We start from the raw sequence: 21,373 nt of genomic DNA, 5'->3' as shown, positions 1-21,373 counted from the left end.
AGAGATAGAGAAAGTCCCGCAACGTTTTCAATCGAAACGTTGCGGGACTTTCTCTATTTATCCGATGGTGAATGGTCGTTTTACTTATTCAGTCTCCATTCAAATCCATCTTTCGTGTCTTTAATCTCAAAGCCAAGAGCGGTCAGCTCGTTGCGTATCAAGTCCGAAGTAGCCCAGTCTTTATTCGCCTTTGCTTTCATACGTTGATCGAGCAACATATCTACGACCTTGCCATAAGCTGCTTCGCGACCGTCTGATGAGCCGACTTCCTCTCTTACTCCCATTATTTCGAATAGGAACAGGTGGAATATCTCTTTCAACTCTTCCAGATCCTCGGCCGACAGGGTATTGTTGCCCGCTATCACATTATTGATAATACGAGCACCTTCGAACAGGTGAGAGATAACGATCGGCGTATTCAGATCGTCGTTCATCGCTTCGTAGCACTTCGCACGCAGCCCTTTTACATCGGCTGTCGATGTTGCCGCCGGTGTAATCTTCTTCAAGCCGTCCATGGCTTCAAGTAGGCGTTGCAGTCCTTTCTCCGAGGCTTGCAGCGCTTCGTTGCTGAAGTCTACTGTGCTGCGGTAGTGTGCCTGAAGGATAAAGAAGCGGATGGTCATCGGGCTATAAGCCTGCGTCAGCAACGGATGCGAACCGGTGAAGAACTCTTCGAGTGTGATGAAGTTGCCGAGCGACTTACCCATCTTGGTTCCATTAACGGTAATCATGTTGTTGTGCATCCAGTAGTGTACCATATCGTGTCCTTGCGAAGCAACCGATTGAGCAATCTCACATTCGTGATGCGGGAAGATCAGGTCCATACCGCCACCGTGAATATCGAAACTTTCGCCCAGATACTTACGTCCCATAGCCGTACATTCGGCATGCCATCCGGGGAATCCGTCGCTCCAAGGCGAAGGCCAACGCATGATGTGTTCCGGTTGTGCCGATTTCCACAAAGCAAAGTCGGCAGGATTGCGCTTTTCGCTCTGTCCGTCCAACTCGCGGGTGGTGTTCAGCATATCATCGAGGTTGCGTCCCGATAGTTTTCCGTAATGGTGATCTTTGTTGTATTTGGCCACATCGAAGTATACCGATCCTTCGCTCTCGTAGGCATATCCGTTTTCCAGAATTGTTTTTACCAATGCAATCTGTTCGATGATGTGTCCCGATGCGTGAGGCTCGATGCTGGGTGGCAATACGTTGAGTGCTGCCATCGCTTCGTGATAGCGGTTCAGGTAATACTGTACCACTTCCATCGGCTCCAATTGCTCCAGCCGTGCTTTCTTGGCAATCTTGTCTTCGCCTTCGTCGGCATCATGTTCCAGGTGGCCCACGTCGGTGATATTGCGTACATAACGCACCTTATATCCCAAGTGTGTAAGATAGCGGAAGAGTACATCGAATGTAATAGACGGGCGGGCATGTCCCAGATGAGCATCGCCATAAACCGTCGGCCCACAGACATACATGCCCACATGGGGCGAATGCAACGGAACGAAGAGTTCCTTTTTTCTATCTAAAGTGTTGTAAATCGTCAGTTGATGTTCCATAACGTTTCTTTTATATTCTGTTTTAAACCACAAAGTTAGAATAAATAATTGAAAACGCTGATATCATTTTAAAAAAGAATCAGTGAGCTCTTTGGGCAGTTCTATTCCCCGCGTTGTGATTTTGTGGTGGCGTGCAATCGGTATCATCACGTTGTCGATATACTTCTGTAGAAAAGCTGCGTCGACCGTTACCCGTTCGCGTTTGGTGAAAGGCATCAGACGCGATGAATCCATGTGATGAAACGTATATAAATCCATGCCGAGCAGCAGAGTGGCCGGCGTGGTGGTGAGTACTGCTACCGGTTTGTGTTCGCTCAATACCAGCGGTTGTCCGTCGCACGAGCACTCTAACTGATAGCTGAACGACTCTCCGTCCAGTTCAAACAAGAAAGAAGTTTCTACCGGTTGCTTATGAATGCGGTACAGGTTGTGTGGATAGAGCACCTTGTTGCGACTGTCCTTTTGATAGACCGGAAGCCCCTCTTCTACAATGAGCTTTACCATTTCGACCAATCTCTCGTTGATGAAAGGGCGAATGATTTTTTTCACTTTGTCCGGATCGGTCGATAGCTTGTGGTAGAAGCGTGTCGGCGTTTTTTCGTTCGAGTAGTTCTGCATCAGGTACTTCTCGCTGTAATAGGAAGCAATCTCTATGGCTTTCCGTTCGCCGGCCGTCATTTGCCCGATCATCTCGTCCGAAGCATGGAAGGCTTGTTCCGTTAACCGGATCTCGTCTTTGTCTGAAGCGCTTTCAGACATATAAGGGGTCAATAAAAGACCAAATACCGGATGTTCTGATAATACAATAATAATTTCACAGGAAGGTTTTGTTTCGTTCATCTTTAAAATTTGCTTATAACGGGCAAAGATAGGAAATAAATATAAGAACAGGAGTAAAGTTGGATGATAAGACACCGAAAAGCTTGTTTGGTAGAAGACTTATGCATTTCATGTGTATATGAGATAAGCCTTGTTTTGTTTATAAAGGCAGCACTTCTGATGCGCTGCCTTTATGATTAAAATTCTTTACTGTATTACCGCCGGAATTTGTTGTGTTTTAGTGTTTTGCTATTTATAAGCTATAAAGAGACGATGTTTTCTGAATCCACTTTTTAAGTTCTTTAATCATTGGTAACTCGAAATAAAACATCCAGTCGCTGTTACTTGTCATAGCTGATAAATGGCTCTTACGACCGATTTGTTCGATGTAACCATCGGGTAAGGTCATAAAACGTATTTCGGAATATACCTTTTCGAACGTTTGTCGCATTGTCGTAAAGTTATCGCAAATAGTTGTGACGGCACGTAACGCTGTGGCTTTTTCGTCTGGGGTATCTGCACAGTCATAGTTGCGTAGTGCCAGAATCAATTGAACAGGATAAGCAAAGAGGTGGCTCGTTTGCTCATATACTGCCAGTGGATAGCGGTTTCTCAAAGCATTCGCCTTACCTCGGCTTAGGATAGAACTCACGCGGTTATATCGTTTCATGGCTACTTCTGCTTCGGTTATCTTATCTGCATACTGTTTGCTCCACACACCGGGGTTTTGAGAATCGGGAAAAGGAAGGAGCCTGAAAGGTGTTACTCCCCAAGCCGGATTCCGCACTCCTTCAATAACAAGCGCCCCATCAAAGAAATCGGCCATTGCTTTCAAATCGTTTATGAATTCGGAGAGTGAATCGGCGGGGTTGAATCCAAACTCTCTTTGCCCATAGGCTAAACTGAAAGACTGTCGGTCGCGGGCATATGGATTCCAGCCATATTCACCTTGAGCAATCATTTCACGCAGAACGGCTGCTGAATGAGGTGAACCATCGTCCCATGTTGTTGCCAAAATACCTTCGAGTTTATTTTCGGCAGCAATGCGGCTAAAGCCTTTGATGTAGTCTGTACGCTCTATCTCACGTGGAAGATAAAGGCTGTTTCCGGTGGCTGTAGCTGTTGAGGCCATTACCTTCAAGCCTTTTTCTCTATACCAGTTCAGTAGTTTCAGATTGACCGGCGTAACAGCTTCTTCATATTTCCAGCGCATATAGATACATTCTTTCGGGAATAGATTAATGGCATCGTCGAGCTTCTGACTATTCCATTGACGCTCAAGCTCCATTCCTCCGAGGGTATCGTTCTGTAGTAAGTCCCAAATACCGGCATGTTTTAGTGGCATATCATCCCAAAAGATGGGGGTACGGCCCTGATCGGTAGCGAACTTACAGACCTTTTGGAGCCAATACATTTGTAATTCAAAAGCTGTTTTTCCAGTCGCTAAGCAACGACTATCTTCACCGATCGAATTGATTTCATCACCTCCTATATGGAGGTATTTCCCATAAGGCATGGCTTCAATGGCATCCCGATAAAGATCGAATTGAAGTTCGTAGGTTCGTGGGTCGGCAGGGCAGAAATCATGATCGCTGTTTGGGTGTTCGCGCAACTCCCAATGATGTTTCAAGATAAAGGAGGCGTGTCCCAATCCTTGTACCAGAGGTGAAATTTCAATGTTACGCTCTTTAGCGTATCGACTGATGGCTTGCATTTCTTGCTTGCTGATAGCGTTGGGCGAAGCGATTTCGGGACGACGGGTATAGCGTAGCTTGTCTTCCAGTTCCCAAATGATGCCGTTAATTTTATAAGATGCCAAGTGATCGATGAGTCGGTAGTAATATTCCATTCGGTTCAAGTGATGTTTGGTATCGACATGAATGGCACGGTAGGGAATTGAGGGATAATCGGTGATTACCATGGCGGGTATAGGGCGGTGGAAATCACGGCTATCTTCTAAGAGTTGTTCCAATGTTTGACATCCGTAGAAAAGTCCGGTAGAGGTTTTTGCCAAAATGCTAGCTCCGTTTGTTGATATCTGAAGTACATAGCCTTCGTCCGAATCGGGTACCCCGTTGGTGGTTAGCGTGAGCTGAACGCCTTTCCCTTTGCGAACAGAGCGTGGTAAGGCATCGAGGATAGGGCGGAGCACAGGGACGTCAGTGCCTTCCTTTGTCACGAGGTAAGTCAATTGATCGTGGTTAAATGCAATGCCGCTTTTTACCTCAACTTTCTGTGGCTGTGGCATCAACTGAAAGACTTTGTCCAGGCTTTTACCTGTTACTGGAAACGCAATGCTAAGTAGTAGTAATAGAAGTGTATTCTTCATTTTTAGTTTGTTAAGAGTTTGCAATATGAATAATCCCAAACGTTTCAGCTATCATAATAAGATGCATATGAGGGTTAGAGGGTTGCATATGCATCTTATTATTAGCTTGTTCTTTTAGTAGCCTTTATTCTGCTCTAATTTTGGGTTTTTATCTATACTCGATTGTGGAATAGGTAAATATCGATTCTCCGGGATGAATTGGCGGGTTTCTAGTTTGCGGGTTTCGGCAGAAGCATTCACGTCAATTACTGCTCGTTTATGGGGGTCGGTCTGTGTGTAGTCAATACTACCGATAACGCGATATAGCACTTTGTTCAAAACGGTCTCCGCTATCATTTTACCGTTGTTATCTTTCCAACGGAGAATATCAGCCCGGCGAAGACCCTCACCTGCCAATTCAATTGTTCTTTCTCGGCGAATTAGTTCACGAAGAGTCTCCTTCGTGCCATATTTGCTGCGATTAACGGCTGGCATGCCCACACGCAGACGAATTTCATCCAGAACTTTGTAGACATTATCTGAGGGACCTTTAAGCTCATTACTCGCTTCGGCAAAACTTAACAATACCTCGGCATAACGAAAGAGGATGGGCGAAGTAGCTGTTTGCCACATATTTGGATACTGTTCCAATGGCGCAAGGTATTTAGCCCATGATAGGCTGGTCTTCGAAGCATTATCGGCTACAAGCGGGTAGTTTGGATTCTCTTTTCCATTCACTTCTTTGTCGAGTGTGTTTAGAATCTTTGATTGCCACACTTGTCCCGGAAACAGGATGGTCATCTCCATACGTGGGTCCCGATTACTGAAAGGATGCACGGCATCGTATAAGGGCGACTCTTCGCGAGGTGTTCCATCATTCATCTCATACATATCCACCAAGTTTTGTGTCGGAGTAATGGATGACCATCCGCCGTCGGCATTGTTGTACATTCGACCTACAATTTCATTGTAAGCTATATTCTCGGCATACGGTATGGCATAGATGATTTCGTTCGAAGACTGTCCTTTGATGGTAAACAGGTTTGTATAGTCTTTGTCGAGTTCATATTTATGCATATTCATAATCGCCTGCGCTGCTTCCATTGCACGCTGATAATCGCCCCAATACAAAGCTGATCGCATTTTGATAGCCAAGGCCGTTCCTCGGGCAATCCGACCTTTTTGTGAAGGCATCTCTTTGAGATTGGGGATCAGCTCATCCAACTCCTTGTAGATATAAGCTTTCACTTCAGCTTCCGTGTTACGTGGAACTTTGGCCTCTTCCGCCGTTGTATAGGTATCTATGATCGGTACGCCGCCATACCAGAAGTTTAATTCGAAGTACTTATAGGCGCGCAAAGCCCTCACTTGCGCAATTAAATCCAACTTATCGGCTTCGTTGGAAAACGGTATGGGCTGAACATTTTCGACAAATGTATTGCATCGACGGATAGTAGTGAAGTCGTAGAAATTGGCTCCTGTAGCAGAAGCTGTAAGCGTTCCGTTGCCTATCGGATTCCATTCTTCCCAAGGAAACTGGTTGTATCCTATGTCCGATCCGCAATCTTGATATAACAGCTTTTCACCGTCTATCCAATCTTGATAACAACCTATGGCAAAACTATTGGCGTCAGCTTCTGTCTTCCAAGTGGTAGCAGGCGATAGAGCATCTTTGGGGGCTGTATTTAAGAAGTCTGAACAGGAAGTTGTTAAAACTACACTTATCAATAAATAAATAAGACGTTTCATATTGTTTCTCATTTTTAAGTAGTGTATAATGATTTAAAATGTAAGGTTGATGCCCAATGAATGGGTTTGTACCAACGGATAATAATTTCCTATACCTTCGGGTGATTCGGGATCGGCATTAATTGGTAGAGAGTCAAAGGTAAGCAGATTCTCGCCTGAATAGTAAACTCGGGCTCTGGATATTCCAATCGACTTGAGCCATTGTTGGGGTAAACTATATCCCAACTGTAGATTCTTGATACGCAGAAAGCTGGTGTTTTGTATCCAGAACGTAGACATTGTGTTGAGTGAACTACTGGGCGAGCTCGTTTTATAAGCTACACGTGGCATACTGCCATCCAGATTATCTTTTGACCACGCATCCAGCCATACGGTGGCAGGGTGAGACATCGTTCCGTTAAACTCACCAAACATCTGTGTGTTGAAGAGACGCGATACGCCTGCTACTCCATTGAATACGGCAGAAAGATCGAAGTTTTTCCAACCGAGATTGAAGTTGAAGCCATACGTGAATTTAGGATCTGTTGAATTGGCAACGATGCGGTCTTCCGAATTTATTTTGCCATCTCCGTTGGCATCGGCATAAATTAGGTCACCTCCCTTAAACTCTTTCGTGAAGGGGTAACCGTCCTTACCTTTGTATTGATCCATATAGGCTTTTGCCGCTTCGTCCGACTGGAAAATACCTACAGCCTCGTAAGCATAATATGAATTAATCGCATTCCCAATTTGTTTAATCTTGCTACCTTCGATCATGCGGTCTACGCCACCGAGGTCAAGAATTTCATTTTTATTGTAAGCAAAGTTGCCATTGATCGATAGACGCCAGTCTTTCCAGCTATTGTCATATCCCAATGTTATTTCGATACCCTTGTTTGACATCTTTCCTACGTTATCTTTATATGCTCCTAAGGCAAACTCACTTGGGACGGGAACGTCCATGATAATGCCCGAAGTCAGGCGGTCATAGTATTCGGCCGATACATTAAAGTGATCTAAGAAAGTTACATCAATACCCAAACCCCACGTGCGAGCCTTTTCCCAAGTAATGGTAGCTAGCTGATAATTTGTTTGGGCGAAACCTGATACTAGTTTACCATCAAACAGAGCATTTGTGCCTGTACTATAGGTATTCATCCAAGGGTAGTAGGAGTCGAGTGCATCTTGATTTCCCAGTAAACCCCAAGAACCGCGAATCTTTAAGTTATTCAACCAATCCTTGGTGTTTTCCATAAACGACTCTTCGGACAGACGCCATGCAGTCGAGAAAGAAGGGAAGTATCCCCAGCGTTTGTCGGGTGCGAATCGTGAAGAGGCATCCGAACGTAGGTTTGCTTCGAATAGATACCTGCCTGCATAGTCATAATTGATTCTACCAAAATAGGAGAGCATAGCCAATTCTCGAGTAACTCCACTATTGGTCTGAGTAGCAGTAGTACCGGCATTCATATCGGTTAGGTCGTTATTCGGAAAACCACTGCGATAGATACTGTTTTCGCGATAGTTGTACTTTTCTAGATGATATCCGAGTAAGGCTTTGAAACCATGCAATCCCCATTGCTTCTCGTAGTTAGCAAGTGCGTCGAAGTTAAGACGGTTCCAATTATAGAATCGCTCTCTGAGTTGGTTGGGACCATGATATAGGTTATCATTGTATTGAATATCCTTCATGAAAGCCTTGTTGTATTGATTTTGGGTGATATATGAACCCTGAACAGTTGCCTTCAACCCATCGATAATCTGGTAATCTAGTGCTATGGTACCCGAGAAGTTTTGTATCTGTCTGTCTACTGTTTGATCCAAATCAAGCCATGCAATGGGGTTACCATCCGAAACGGTCCCGTAGCTGCCATCTTCTTTCTTATAAGGGACCCATGGAGAAATGGCGTCGAGTTGACGGAGAATCATCGATGAATTCTCGGTAATGTTGGAGGCCGAGTTGATGGGGTCTGAATATTGATTATTCACATAAGACATATTGGTGCGTACCGTGATTCTTTTGGAGAGTTCGATGTCTAGATTCATACGCGCATTGAACTGTGTTCGAGCAGCATTGGGTAGAATACCTTCTTGATTCATGAAACCTGCCGAAGCCATGTATTTCACGTTTTCGGTTCCACCGTTCACACTTACATTGTGTTGGTGTTGTACACCGGTGCGGAAAGCCAATCCCTTCCAGTCTGTGTTTGGATAGTTGAAAGGGTCGGAGCCATCTTTAAACTTTTGTATTTCTTCGGGGGTGAACTGCGGTGACATGTTCTCAGCTTCCAACGCCTGATTGTAAAGTGTGGCATAGTCGGCAGAGTTCAGTCGTTCAACAAGTGCAGTTGGAGTTTGCAGGCCGATGTTACCGTTGTAAGAAACCTGTGGTTTGCTTACTTTACCGCGTTTTGTTGTAATCAAGATAACACCATTCGAGGCTTTCGAGCCGTAGATGGCAGCCGAGGAAGCATCTTTAAGAACCGTAATGCTTTCCACATCATTGGGGTCGACAACATTCAACGATCCGCTCTCTATTCCGTCAATCAGAATATAGGGATCCGAGGAGTTTAATGTTCCTACGCCGCGAATGCGTATACTACCGCCATCACTACCCGGACGACTTTCGCCCGATGTGATTGTCACACCCGGCATCATACCTTGTATGCCGTTGGATAAACTTGAAATAGGACGGCTTTGTAGCTCTTTACTACTTATTTGTGATACTGATCCGGAGAGATTTGCCTTTTTTTGTTGACCGTAACCAACCACTACCACCTCTTCCAATGCAAGGAGGTCTTCGGCCAAAGTAATGTTTAAGTTGTTTCTGTTTCCTATGGTTACTAGCTGAGGCTGATAACCGATATAAGATATCTCAATCTGTGTATTCGGGGAAGCCTCTAACGAGAATTTACCATTCATATCGGTGATAACTCCGGTTGCCGTACCTTTAATGATGATGCTGGCACCAATGACAGGTTCACCTTGGGTGTCAATAATGATACCGGTTATCTGTTTTCTTTTTTGTGAGGTTGTAGTTACATTTTCTTTGCGAAACAGATAAATCTTTCCGTTGCTAATCTCATAAGCCAATGGCGTGTTGGCAATCAGTTGATCTAATGCTTGTGCTACCTCTACATTGTCGGCATGAATGGATACTTTGCGGTTCACATCAACTATCTCTTTGCTGTACGCCATATTAAGTTTGGTTTGTTTGCTGATGCTATTCAAGACCTTCTCTATAGTGACATTGTTTAGTGAAATAGTTACTTTCTGTGCGAAGGCTTCTGTCGAAAATAATAAAAGAAGGAGGATAGAAGGCAGAAGAATACGTTTCACTGCATTCGTTGTTTTCTCAATAAATATTAAATGATGCCCATATTTAAGGCGTTTGTTACTGTTTTTCATACATTTGGAATGAATTTGGGTGATAGGAATAAATCTCTATTTCTGTACATCCGGTAACCGGAAGTGTGGCGCATTTCCGGCTACCTTTGTTAAGATGTCTTTTATGAAGTGTTATTCATACTAGGTGTGCTTTTATTTAGTAAATACTGCTTTATATAAATAGACACACCACGTTTCCAAAAGTATGAGCGGATAGATTACTTTTTTATTTTTTCAAAAATACATTGATTTTATTTTTCTCATGTTTAAACCGTACAGGACTAATCTTTTCGATTTCTTTTAGTATCACGTTTAGCTCTTTCTTCGAAAAAGTGATCGTATAGGTATACCTCAATACGGCAGGATCTGTTATGTCGAACTCAACATCATACCACCTTGATAAGGTTTGTACGACTTCTGATAGTGAAGTGTTCTCAAATATAATCAGATTTTCTTTCCATACCGAATTTTGGGTAATGTCCTCTGGAATGCTTATGTTGTAATGGCCTGTTTTTTTGTTATAAGTTGCTTTTTCTCCAGGCTTCAGATAAGTTGTGTTTGATCTTGAAGCCAGCCGAATTTTTCCTGTTTCGAGTGTTACTGAAATTGTTGAATCTGTAGGGTACGCTTTGGCGTCAAAGGTTGTTCCCAGCACTTCCACATTTATCTCCTTCAAATCGACAATGAAAGGTCGGCTTTTGTTAGGAGCGATGTCAAAGAATGCTTCTCCTTCGAGCGTGACTTTTCGTTCGGCGAAGGCAAATTTTTTGGGATATCTGATATGGCTGCCAGAATTTAATATAGCCTTTGAGCCATCTTGAAACACGAGTTGTATACGTTCGCCTTTAGGAACATATACATCCTCATAACCGGTATCGGCAAATAGGTCTATTTGTTTGTCTATATACCAAAACTGTCCGGTTAGCAGAAGGAACGGTATCAGAATGGCTGCTACTTTAAATAAGAAGCGTTTCTTCTTTTGCCAACGCATGGCTTTCATGATTTGTTGATACATCTCGTCGGATGGAATAGGATGGTCAATATATGCCTCTTCCGATCCGGGCACTATCTGTACCATATCCTCATCCATCAGTGTGGAAAGATGAATGCTACCTTCTTTGGTAGCGAACCAGCCGATCACCTCCCGGGCTTCTTCGGCAGTAGCTGTATTGTTGAGTGCTCGTTCTATTTTCTCTCTATCGGGCTTTTTCATATATTTTCGTCATTGGTTCCTGTTTATTTGTAGTGGACACATAATTGGTAATATAGTATGATTACTTTTTGTTTTTTAGTGAAATAGAGTAACGATGAGAATGAACAAACATTTGTCGAAATGTATACGAAGGATCTTGATGGCCTGCGAATAATGTGTTTTGATAGTTGGAACAGAAAGACACATCTTGTTGGCAATCTCTAAGTTCGACAAATTATCCTTTAGCTTGTAGAGGCATACAAGGCGTTTTTGCTCCGGTAGCTGATTAATTGCTTGATACAGTTGCTGCATCATTTCTTTTTCTTCCAACCGTGCCAGTAACTCATCGTTGTAAGGCATTGACTCCTGTGAGAGTTCATAACTTTTCTCCAGTGCTGTATAGTTATTGCGGATTTCGTTCAACAGATGATTTTTCATCATGGTATAGAGATAGTTTCGTAAGTTGATGCGTATGGTTAGTAGAGAGCGTGTTTCCCATAATTTAAGAAAAATATGTTGTACAGTATCCTTAGCCATATCAGCATCTTTCATATATTTATAGGCAACGACATAAAGCAAGCGATGATAACGTTCATAGATGAAAGTAAAAGCCTGCTCGTCGCTTTGCTGAAGACGTTGCAGTAGCTCATTGTCGGTTATGGTGGATGAAGGTAAGAAGTTGTTTTTCATGTTGTGAGCACTCATACTAGGTTGTCAGGATGCAAATGTACAGGATAATTTTTTAAAAATAGCCCTGATGTGTTATTTTATCCTTTGCTTTCCAATAACAGATCCAAAATAACAAGCTCGCAATCGGGCACACATGTTTTATCGTAAACGGATAGAAACCATAATGCTTTGTGTAAAAAGGTAATATAATCATATCGACACATATAAATAATTGATATAATTTATATGTGTGGTCATATTTGCTACTAGAATGAGTCGTATCCAGACCCATTTTTGCTTTATCTTCTTAATATAAAATAAAAGCCTAACAAAAAAGCAAGTCAAAGCCAAACGAGGACAACCAATTGAAAATGTGCGGGTAAAGTCCTTTGTTTGGCTTTTCTTTTTGACAGCAAAAGCCACCAAAAGACAAAGGTAGGACAAAGTTCGGTTACCACATCATTACCTGCACTAAAAACGCAATTTGGCTATAAGACATTCGTTGTCTGTTGTTTGCGCCATCCTGTATAACCTATCTTAACTCGGAGTAAACTAATTTTGTATCAGTAAATTTCGAGGAAATGAGAAGTACCTTTAAGATTTTGTTCTATCTCAAAAAGAACAGTCCCAAACCCGATGGAACAGCACCTTTGATGTGTCGGATTACCATTGACGGAACAATCAGTCAGTTTAGCTGCAAGATGGATGTTTCGCCCTACCTTTGGGATACCAAAGCGGGCAGATTAACGGGCAAAAGCGGAGTAGCCGTAAAAACGAACATTGCACTGGATAAAATCCGTGTCGATATCAACCGGCACTATCAGGACGTAATGCAAACGGACGGCTTTGTAACATCAACGGCTTTGAGTACTATTTGCGGGCAGAACGCAAATGTTCTACCAATACAATATGGATGTATATGATAGGGTTAAAACATATCGTTTCCATTGTCCGCAATTCTGGTCAGTTAGCTATCAATCCGTTTGCGGGATACCTGATAAGCCCCGAACCGAAAGACAGGGGATTTCTAAACAAAGAAGAATTAAACTCACTTGTCAACGCCAAGATGAAGAACGCCCATCACGAATTGTTAAGGGATCTATTTGTGTTTTCCTGTTTTTGCGGGTTAAGTTATTCGGATGTAAATAACTTGATAAAGGATTACCTTAAAACCTCATTTGACGGTCATTTATGGATTATCACCCGAAGGCAGAAAACAAATACCGATTCAAGCATCCGGTTATTGGAAGTACCCAAACGAATCATTGAGAAATACAAGGGTTACAGCAGGGATAATCGTATCTTCCATGTTCCGAGCAGCAGTGCATGTAATAATATCCTGAAACAGATTGGCAAACAATGCGAAATAAAAACACGGCTGACCTACCACGTAAGTAGGCATACGTTCGGAACTTTATTAACTATCTCGCAGGGAGTTCCGATAGAAACCGTTAGCAGAATGATAAGGTATACCAACATCAAGACTACACAAATTTACGCCAAGATAACAAAAGAGAAAATCAGTCAGGACATGGAAATCCTTTCTCATAAGTTAGAAGGTCTGTAAAAACAGATTACGGAGCGGATATAAAATGTTGATTTAATCCATAAATGCTAAAACTCAATAAAAGTATTTAGTCCGCAGAAGTTTATTCGTAAATTTGTACCCATGAATAAAACTTGGAAATATATTATTCCCGTGTTTGTCGTGATTGCTTGTTTTGCCTGCAATCCGTCAAAAAAGCAGCAAGAGTCGATTTTGGAACAAGCAAGAAGCGTTATAAACCAACATCCGGATAGTGCATTGACTTTATTAAGCACCATTCGATATTCACAATATTTTAATGAAAGGGAGTTGTCGGAATATGTTTTGCTGACAGTTCGGGCAAAGGATAAGCTAAATCAGGATATTTCCTCCGATACCGCCATTTTTCAAGCAGCAAAATATTTTGATACTGTAAATAATTTGGAGCAGGCATCTTCTGCTTATTTCTATTCAGGTAGAGTATACTTTTTTCAAAAGAACTTTAAACAGGCAATGAAATCCTATCTAAAAGCTGGGACATGTGCCGACAAAACATCGGATATTAACCTGAAAGGTGTGATGCAGCAAAATATCGGGGAATTGGATTATCAACAATTTTTAAATGATGAAGCTATTGAAAGATTTAAAAAGGCTGCGTTCTGTTTTTCTCAAAATGAAAATTCATACAAAAATCTAATTATAAGCTATTGTTCAATTGCCAATGTTTTTTCAAGGATTGAGCAGAGCGATAGTGCTTATTTTTATTATAATAAAGGCTTGGAATTGGCTAAAATGCACAATGATTCTGTTCAGCAAACGATAATTACACATAACATAGGCGTAATGTTGAAAAGAACGGGAAACTTCAAGGAATCGAAGAAATTTTTACATGAAGCTCTTTCCTTTAGGCAATATTTGAACAATATAAATACGTTCAATAAAGATGAAGATAAAACAGCCATCATGTACCTGAATCTGGCGGAAGTATGCGATAATTTGAATTTGGTTGATTCTACTCAATTTTACATTCGTAAAACGTTGGAACATCTGGAATCAAATAACCATTCCCTTTTCCTGAATGGAGTTTACAGAATGTTATCCCAATCGGAAGCAAAAAAAGGAAATTTCAAAAAAGCATTAGAACTTTATCAGCAATATAACAACCAATTGATTGCCATTCTAAACGAAAAGGATAGAGAAGCAATTCTGGGAGTACAGAAAAAATACGATTATGAATTCATTCAAAATTCGAACAATAAACTCCTTATTCAACGTCAATGGATGCTATTGAGTGTAGTCCTTTTATTCCTCGGTATAGTAATCATCGGTTTCTTGTTCTATCGCAAACTAACTCAAAATAAAATTGCATTGTTTGAAGCCCATGAAAAAATAGACCAACTACAAGAATTAGCGAATAATGCCACAAAAGAAGATGGTGCTTTTCGGAAAATATTGGTTGAACGTTTTCAAATATTTAAGAAGTCCGCCTTATTAAAAGAATACCTGAGCGAAAAAGAACGAGAATCAGGGCAGAAATTATTGAGGAAATTTGATAACGTCATATATGGAGAAAACAATAGCTTTGACTGGGAAATACTATATCAAGCAATGAATGACATGGAAGGCGGAGCATTGGATAAAATCAAAGAAGCATTCCCTCAATTAAGCGAAGTTGAATTTCGAATATGCTGCTTGACCAAAGAGAAGCTAACCAATGGTGAAATCTCATTATTGATGAAGTCATCCGTAAATGCCATTCAAATACGGAAAACGTCTATCCGTAAAAAATTAAATATAAAAGAATTTGGCAGTATCGGCGAATTTCTAAGTGAACAGGTGTTATAAAAACCTTTTCAAAGTCTTTCTTTATTAAGTATAAGATGCTGTAAATAAGTGATATAAATAGTCGCTTTATTTCAAAAACCTTTTCTGGCCCATTGTGGCATTTTTTGTCTGGCTTAGTGTATTTAGCTTTGTGCCAATAAATATATTAAATCATGATAAGCAGAAGCAGAATAATAACCATTCTACTTTTTACAGTAGTCTACATTAAAGGTTACTCCCAAGAGTTAACAGGAGTTGTAAAAGACAGTGTCGGTAATCCGGTTGATTTTGCAACAGTAGTCCTTCAAAAAACGGATTCTATGCACATCGGTGCGGTTCTTACCGACACAGCCGGGATATTTGTTTTTCAGTCCCGCCCTGCCGGAAAGTTGCGCTTGATTGTGCAACATTTGAATTACTTTTCTAATGAAATTGAAATCCAAAGTGCAACATTCAATATTGGAACTGTCATCCTCACAGAAAAACCCACCACATTAAAGGAAGTTACCGTTACGGCAGAACGTCCGCAGGTTGTCATAAAAGACGGGGCTTTATCCTATAGCGTGGCATTTTTGACCAAAAACAGGGCAACTTCTACGGCTTTTGAAGTGGTAAAAGAGATTCCCGGAGTTTCAGGCTCATCCGAAGAAATAGAATTAATCGGAGCAGGAGCGGTAAATATTGTTTTGAATGGCAAAATAAGTACCATGTCCCGCCAGCAAGTTTACAATCTATTACGAAGCATCCCGGCTTCACGAGTAAAAGATGTTGAAATAATGTACAATGCTCCGGCTCGGTACAATGTAAATGGTGCGCTTATCAATGTAATAACGGACAATAAAGAATCTGGCGGACAAAATATTCAGGGGGAAGTTACTTCGGAATATAAACAATCTCATTATGCTTCCGGCTCTCTAACGGGAAACCTTATTTACCAGACTTCCAAATTTTCCATTGACATTATGGCTGATGCAGGGAAAGGCAAAACATGGAAGAAAGATGAATTGTATTCCCGCCAGACCACTGCCAACGGATTATTGGAGCTAAATCAATACACTCGAACCAAATCAAATTTTAATGATTATAAATTCCGTTTCGGAGCAGAATATACATTGAAAAATAAAGATAATCTTTCCTTTTCCTACTATTTTGATGGAAGTAACAGGAATGCTGAAACCAATGCCGATAACAATTTTGTGGAAATGGGGAAATCCGATACTCGTAGTGTAGACAATGGGGATGGAAGTGACGAGATTCATAATGCACGCTTTCAGTATTCGGGACACAAAGGATTAAATGCAGGAATTGATTTTACCTACTATCGCTCGCCGGATAATTCCCATTTTTCAGAATATACTGATGATACAAGGATAAATAATTATATAAATAATTCCTTGCAGAAAAATTATAGATGGATGCTTTTTGCCAACAATACAAATAAACTTTCTACAAAGTGGTCATTGAACTACGGTATAAATGGAGGATATAACCAATCGGATAATTCAATTGAATACCTGTTTCCCCAATCGGATGGCCCATATATACCTAATCCCATTATGGATATAAATAATAACCAGAAGGAATATACAGGAAACGTATTTGCAGGAATCACAGGAAAGTTTAACAACAAATTGTCGCTTACCGCATCGTTAAAGACGGAATATTTCCGTTCCGACTATGAGTTGAATAGTATAAAATCAACGCTATGGAACGAATGGTCTTTATTCCCAACAGTCACAATGAGGTATAATATTTCTCCAAAAGGAATGGCGCAATTTAATCTATTGAGTAGCAAAAGTTATCCATCCTATTGGGCTGTATCTCCACAAACTACACAGGTTAACTCTTATACATTTATTGTTGGAAATCCCGAGTTGAAACCGTCCCGGATGTATCGGGGACAAATCCTGTATATTTTTAATCGAAAATACATCTTCATGGCATTTGCCAATTACAGCCCTGACGCTTTCCAACAACTACCTTATCAAGATGAGAATATGACAACCATTTACCGGTTTGAAAACTTGGATTTCGCTCTAAATACAGGTTTAGCTGTCATTGTACCTTTTAATGTCGGATTCTGGAATACACGTATAACAGTACAGGGGTTCAGGATTGAAGAAAAAATGAGTGATTTTCATGGAAAATCATTTGATAACATAGGTTTTGCAGGTGTTGTCATGTCTAATAATACATTCATCTTATCCAAAGATAAACCGAATTTGATTTTACAAATTGACGGGCGTTATCAAAGTCCGAGCATTCAAGGAATATACAAGCTTGAAGCTGCTTATGGTTTGTCTTCCGCAATTAAATGGACATTTACAAATGGGTCTTATTTGTCTCTTCGATATAACAACATACTGCAACATCAAACGCCACGTCCTATAACGGTTGATTGGGAAGGGCAATATAGCCGGAGAATCAATAAAGATTACAGTACTATAGTGGTAACGTTTGCATGGAGATTCGGTAAGTACAAAGAAAAAACTTATGAAAAGGTAGATAATTCGAGATTCGGAAGATAGACCTATCATTCGGCATAAAACAGGACTTCGGTCTGAATATCAATAGTAATCTTTAAAATTTATGCTTATGAATGACTTATTAAACACGAGGTTTATCAGCCTATTGGCTGAACCCTCACAAAAAGTAACAAACGAAGAAATGTCTAATGCCTATGGAAAGTTCACGGAACAGGTAAAAACGGTTGGCTGTTCTGATAACGCAACCGTCTTGCGGACACTGAACGTTACTCGTATCGAGTTAGCCGTCTTAGAACCCTACATCAGTACGAGCAGGGGGAAAATGCCCTGAGATTAGCGTATTTGCGCAAAGCCTTATCTTTAGTTGATTCCGAACGGGAGTTGTTATTATTGAAAATTCAGCATCCTGAACAGTTTCCCAAACCCAATCCGCAACCATTCGTATCCTATTTTTATATATTTCTCAAATCGAAAGGCTTGGTAATTATAGCTTTGGCAAAAATTGTAATAGCAATTTTCCTTACAGGAAAAATATTTCAGCGAAATGGAAAGCCTGCAAACATGAATCAAATTGCGTACGCTTTTGAAAAGATGTTTAATTGCAATTTCGGTAGCATCTATGACCAACAGGAGAAGGTTTTCAGCCGTAAATCGCTCAATCGGACTAAAGCCCTCGACTTCCTTCGTAGTCTGATAATCCGCAGGGATAAAGGGGACAGTAGCAAACAAGATGAAAAATAATCATTTTGTAATTCATCGCATTTGAGCGTATTATAAAATAAAGAAGATGGTAAGCAATGCAAATGCATTTATCATGAGTAGATTGATATAATAAAAGACACGAACCCATGCTTCATCTTTTTAAATTATTACCTAAAGCCAAAATAGTTATCAAAAAAATCAATGTGTTCTTGAAAATTTAACTTACGAGACCGTGTTTTTTTAGTATTGCTGTCAGTAACCGTTAATATGGATTCTCCTTTTTTACGCGTTATGCAAGTCTGAAAGAAGCCATTCTTATTCGTCTCGCCTATCTTTTCCCCATCAAGGCAGATTACCAAGAATGGAATAGGTCCGTTGGTGTTTATATCAAATGAATGTACGAAAATAGTAATAAGATTAGTGTTGGCAAATAATATGAAATCATTGTTTTTCATTCTCTGCTCAATATCTTCCAGAAAATCGTTTGCAGAATTATTTGCAGTGTCTATTGGCACAAAATAGTTGTTTCCAATATTATCGGTCATTATTTGAGTTCCATGCTTTTGATACTTCTGTTCTCGAATGGCTAATCTGTCAATAAAGAAAATGAACTCTTGTCTGTCTATAACTCCTTTTTTGAAAGCTTGAATTACATGAGGTTCGTATTTTTTTTGAAACTCATATCGGGCGTGCTGAATTACATAGAAATATGCTTTTGAAGCCTTTTCAGAAACAATAGGGGGAGCTAGCCATCCATAGATGTGGAAAATAGAATCTATTTGTTTTTGATTTATCGAGTCGCCTATATTTAAATCTTTTGTAGCGAGTATAAAATCTGGCGAGTTACCTCCGGAGTTGGCAAGTGTATAGTTGAACTTTTCTCTCAGGCTTTGATCCGTATCCATTATCTTTATCAAAGTTGAGTCAACATTAGGTGCTGCTCTCTTAGCATATTGCGCTTGTATGTGAGAGTTATTGATTACTATAAGTAATATGAAGGAGATATAAATGCGTAAAGCTTTACTTCGAGATTGAGATTGATGAATCATATGTTGAGTGTTTGATATTTAGAATCAATATTTTCAGTATATGAAAAAATGAGCAATCAGTTGACTTTCATTGGCTATCGCTTCCTCTCTCCTCTTTAAATTGTTAAAAGTCAGTATCTTTAAAGAACAGTTTGACGATTTTTCTATGATGGCTCATTCTAAGGTTCGCTACAAACATAGTGATTTATTTGACATGTTGAATGTGTCTTTCAAAGAAAGTCTGAATTTGACTTGAATAAAGTTTATCTCGTTTATCACTTTTTCCATCAACAGAGCTGTTTCTCAACTCCCTTCCTTCATAAATTGTAGATTGGCTGCCTTCTATTGACTGTAGTTGGGCGGTTGTTTGAGGCATGATGTCAGAAAAACCGCTCAACAACCGCCGCCACTCCCTCTTCTTCGTTGGACAGGGTGACGTAATCCGCCGCTTTCTTTACCGGCTCCTGTGCATTGGCCATTGCCACGCCCATACCTGCAAACTCGATCATCGACAAATCGTTGTACCCATCTCCAACGGCAACCATCTCTTCGCGCGAAAGACCTTTTTCTTTCAACAATACAGCCAGTGATTGCGCCTTGTCGATGTTCATAGGCACCAGCTCGAGAAAATAAGGTTCGGAACGGTATACACTAATCTCTCCCTGCAAGGCCAGCGACAGTTCCGCTTCGATACTGATAAGCCGGTCGGCATCACCCACGATGAGGCATTTCGGTAGGGGCAAGCGCACCTCTTGCAGGAAGTTGCTGCAAGGCCGCACTTCCATCTTGTTGAGAAATGCCTCCTTGCCTACATAAGGATCGTCGGGGTGCTCGGTGACGATATACTGCTCGTCGTACGTGAGTATAGTCACTTGATGCTCGGCTGCTGCGGCATATAATTGCGGCACAACGCTGTCGGGCAATACGTTTTCGTACAGCTTCGTGCCGTTGCTCCAGTCGATAATCTCTCCTCCGTTATAGGAGAGGATGTATCCGCCAAACCGATCCATCTGCAACTCATCCGCCAGCGGGGCAATGCCGTAGGTGGGGCGTCCCGAAGCAAGCACCAGCAGCACTCCTTTCCTTTGCAGTTCGATGAGTACTTCGCGGGTGCGTGGTGTGATCTCCTTTTGGGTATTGGTCAAGGTGCCGTCGAGGTCGAGCACCAGCATTTTATAGGTATTCATTTATTGTTTGTTTTCTTCTTTTGTTTTGATGAAATGCAACTGATTGCCACGTCCCATGCTTTGAATCAAGCCTTGTTGAACGAACTTTTTCAGGTCGGCCAAAGCTACGTCTTTGAGTCTTCCGGTGATCTGCGTATAGGTTGTCCGGTTGATAAAGCCATGCTGGTCGAGGTGGTTGAGCAGCCGTCGTTGCAGCTCCTCTTCGGGCAGCTGTCTCGACTTGCGGAACTTCAACACCCTCGAACGCTCCAACTCTCCCGACACCTTTGCCCGAAACTCTTTCGAGGCACGGAAGTTGACGCCGTTAAAATAGATCGAACGCGACCGGATATCCTTCTTGTCGGCTACCATCCGCGATTTGATCTTTCCCGAAAATACACCGAAATCGCCCAACTCAACGTGATAACCCCTGCCTAAGTAGTCCCCCACCAGCTTGACGAGCTCCATGAGTGCCCCCTCTATTTCGCCCGCCTGGAAGGTGCTTCGCCCCGCCAATTCGTTCAGGAGTTCGCGTGTGCCGATCTTTCCGGTGTACACGATGCTTGGATACAGTACCTCTTTTTCGCCCTCTTTCGTAGTCAGGGCGGGTTTCTTTTTGAAATCATACAATGCCATAGTTTCTCTATTTAAAGTTAGTCAATACGTTGTATGCAGATCATCTGTTACCTAAAGGCCATTCATCCGAAACCCACTCGCTCTTCTTAGGAAGATTATCTGTTTTCTTTAGTTCATTTTACTCGTCGTTTTGTAATGCGACCATTGTCGGCTTGCAGGGCGACAATAGTCGTATTGCAAGCCGATGATGGTCGTCTTATAAGACGACTATCTAAATGATTAAACAAAGATACATAAATTTTGCATGATATGCAGATAGAAGAAGGAAGAAATGCAATTAAGAAAGGTATCTCTTGTAGGATGCTTCCTCTTTCCTTTATGTCGATCAATAAATAAATCGGCTTACT

At 41.3% G+C, this 21,373-nt stretch carries 14 protein-coding genes and 1 pseudogene; 5 read left to right on the top strand and 10 right to left on the bottom strand.

The features are described from left to right. Positions 1-80: 80 nt before the first annotated feature. From cysS to TY03_RS02835, 7 genes are all read right to left on the bottom strand, one after another. Positions 81-1,556 carry a cysteine--tRNA ligase gene (cysS, locus tag TY03_RS02865; RefSeq protein WP_042367137.1) on the bottom strand — a complete coding sequence of 492 codons (1,476 nt, stop codon included), beginning with the start codon at positions 1,554-1,556 and terminating at the stop codon, positions 81-83. 63 nt (positions 1,557-1,619) lie between these two features. Continuing rightward, positions 1,620-2,396, bottom strand: a complete 777-nt coding sequence (locus tag TY03_RS02860; protein WP_042367135.1) for a hypothetical protein — start codon at positions 2,394-2,396, stop codon at positions 1,620-1,622. Between the two features lie 232 nt (positions 2,397-2,628). Next, a complete protein-coding gene (locus TY03_RS02855; protein WP_042367133.1) occupies positions 2,629-4,704 on the bottom strand; it encodes a family 20 glycosylhydrolase in 2,076 nt (691 codons plus the stop codon). A 114-nt stretch (positions 4,705-4,818) separates the two neighbouring features. Then, positions 4,819-6,432 (bottom strand): RagB/SusD family nutrient uptake outer membrane protein, encoded by a 1,614-nt coding sequence (locus TY03_RS02850; protein WP_042367327.1) that lies wholly within the window; start codon positions 6,430-6,432, stop codon positions 4,819-4,821. Between the two features lie 33 nt (positions 6,433-6,465). After that, a complete protein-coding gene (locus TY03_RS02845) occupies positions 6,466-9,819 on the bottom strand; it encodes a TonB-dependent receptor (protein ID WP_052332370.1) in 3,354 nt (1,117 codons plus the stop codon). Between the two features lie 205 nt (positions 9,820-10,024). Further along, the gene (locus TY03_RS02840) at positions 10,025-11,011 is read right to left on the bottom strand and encodes a FecR family protein (RefSeq protein WP_042367131.1); all 987 of its coding nucleotides are present in this window, start codon (positions 11,009-11,011) and stop codon (positions 10,025-10,027) included. Between the two features lie 75 nt (positions 11,012-11,086). Then, positions 11,087-11,680, bottom strand: a complete 594-nt coding sequence (locus TY03_RS02835; RefSeq protein ID WP_042367324.1) for an RNA polymerase sigma factor — start codon at positions 11,678-11,680, stop codon at positions 11,087-11,089. A 560-nt stretch (positions 11,681-12,240) separates the two neighbouring features. On the opposite strand from TY03_RS02835, the pseudogene TY03_RS02830 reads away from it, so the two are divergent. From TY03_RS02830 to TY03_RS23155, 5 genes and pseudogenes are all read left to right on the top strand, one after another. Beyond that, positions 12,241-13,226: pseudogene (locus TY03_RS02830) on the top strand (tyrosine-type recombinase/integrase). 102 nt (positions 13,227-13,328) lie between these two features. After that, positions 13,329-15,029 (top strand): tetratricopeptide repeat protein, encoded by a 1,701-nt coding sequence (locus TY03_RS02825; protein WP_042367129.1) that lies wholly within the window; start codon positions 13,329-13,331, stop codon positions 15,027-15,029. 152 nt (positions 15,030-15,181) lie between these two features. After that, positions 15,182-17,536: an outer membrane beta-barrel protein gene (locus tag TY03_RS02820; RefSeq protein ID WP_081713028.1), complete on the top strand. Its 2,355-nt coding sequence runs from the start codon at positions 15,182-15,184 to the stop codon at positions 17,534-17,536. A gap of 67 nt (positions 17,537-17,603) precedes the next feature. Next, positions 17,604-17,825: a hypothetical protein gene (locus tag TY03_RS02815; RefSeq protein WP_230201875.1), complete on the top strand. Its 222-nt coding sequence runs from the start codon at positions 17,604-17,606 to the stop codon at positions 17,823-17,825. Positions 17,826-18,055: 230 nt separating this feature from the next. Then, positions 18,056-18,235: a hypothetical protein gene (locus tag TY03_RS23155; RefSeq protein WP_394330864.1), complete on the top strand. Its 180-nt coding sequence runs from the start codon at positions 18,056-18,058 to the stop codon at positions 18,233-18,235. Between the two features lie 128 nt (positions 18,236-18,363). On the opposite strand, the gene TY03_RS02805 is transcribed toward TY03_RS23155, so the two are convergent. From TY03_RS02805 to TY03_RS02795, 3 genes are all read right to left on the bottom strand, one after another. After that, entirely contained in the window at positions 18,364-19,245 is an 882-nt protein-coding gene (locus tag TY03_RS02805) for a DUF6624 domain-containing protein (RefSeq protein ID WP_042367123.1), read from the bottom strand. A 359-nt stretch (positions 19,246-19,604) separates the two neighbouring features. Further along, positions 19,605-20,411 (bottom strand): Cof-type HAD-IIB family hydrolase, encoded by an 807-nt coding sequence (locus tag TY03_RS02800; protein ID WP_042367121.1) that lies wholly within the window; start codon positions 20,409-20,411, stop codon positions 19,605-19,607. Beyond that, on the bottom strand, positions 20,412-21,026 hold the full coding sequence (locus TY03_RS02795; protein WP_042367119.1) for an HU family DNA-binding protein: 615 nt from the start codon (positions 21,024-21,026) through the stop codon (positions 20,412-20,414). Positions 21,027-21,373: the final 347 nt, after the last annotated feature.

Origin of the sequence: Bacteroides neonati (assembly GCF_000499785.1) — a bacterium.
GTDB classification, from domain to species: Bacteria; Bacteroidota; Bacteroidia; order Bacteroidales; family Bacteroidaceae; genus Bacteroides; species Bacteroides neonati.
This window is presented reverse-complemented; position numbering and strand designations above follow the sequence as displayed.

What these genes read in the sequence shown, in the direction of transcription:
- TY03_RS02860 (WP_042367135.1), bottom strand. Translation starts at nt 2,396, where the DNA reads ATGAACGAAACAAAACCTTCCTGTGAAATTATTATTGTATTATCAGAA.
- TY03_RS02805 (WP_042367123.1), bottom strand. Translation starts at nt 19,245, where the DNA reads ATGATTCATCAATCTCAATCTCGAAGTAAAGCTTTACGCATTTATATC.
- TY03_RS02850 (WP_042367327.1), bottom strand. Translation starts at nt 6,432, where the DNA reads ATGAAACGTCTTATTTATTTATTGATAAGTGTAGTTTTAACAACTTCC.
- TY03_RS02855 (WP_042367133.1), bottom strand. Translation starts at nt 4,704, where the DNA reads ATGAAGAATACACTTCTATTACTACTACTTAGCATTGCGTTTCCAGTA.
- TY03_RS02835 (WP_042367324.1), bottom strand. Translation starts at nt 11,680, where the DNA reads ATGAAAAACAACTTCTTACCTTCATCCACCATAACCGACAATGAGCTA.
- TY03_RS02795 (WP_042367119.1), bottom strand. Translation starts at nt 21,026, where the DNA reads ATGGCATTGTATGATTTCAAAAAGAAACCCGCCCTGACTACGAAAGAG.
- TY03_RS02800 (WP_042367121.1), bottom strand. Translation starts at nt 20,411, where the DNA reads ATGAATACCTATAAAATGCTGGTGCTCGACCTCGACGGCACCTTGACC.
- TY03_RS02840 (WP_042367131.1), bottom strand. Translation starts at nt 11,011, where the DNA reads ATGAAAAAGCCCGATAGAGAGAAAATAGAACGAGCACTCAACAATACA.
- TY03_RS02845 (WP_052332370.1), bottom strand. Translation starts at nt 9,819, where the DNA reads ATGAAAAACAGTAACAAACGCCTTAAATATGGGCATCATTTAATATTT.
- cysS (WP_042367137.1), bottom strand. Translation starts at nt 1,556, where the DNA reads ATGGAACATCAACTGACGATTTACAACACTTTAGATAGAAAAAAGGAA.
- TY03_RS02815 (WP_230201875.1), top strand. Translation starts at nt 17,604, where the DNA reads ATGAATGACTTATTAAACACGAGGTTTATCAGCCTATTGGCTGAACCC.
- TY03_RS23155 (WP_394330864.1), top strand. Translation starts at nt 18,056, where the DNA reads ATGAATCAAATTGCGTACGCTTTTGAAAAGATGTTTAATTGCAATTTC.
- TY03_RS02825 (WP_042367129.1), top strand. Translation starts at nt 13,329, where the DNA reads ATGAATAAAACTTGGAAATATATTATTCCCGTGTTTGTCGTGATTGCT.
- TY03_RS02820 (WP_081713028.1), top strand. Translation starts at nt 15,182, where the DNA reads ATGATAAGCAGAAGCAGAATAATAACCATTCTACTTTTTACAGTAGTC.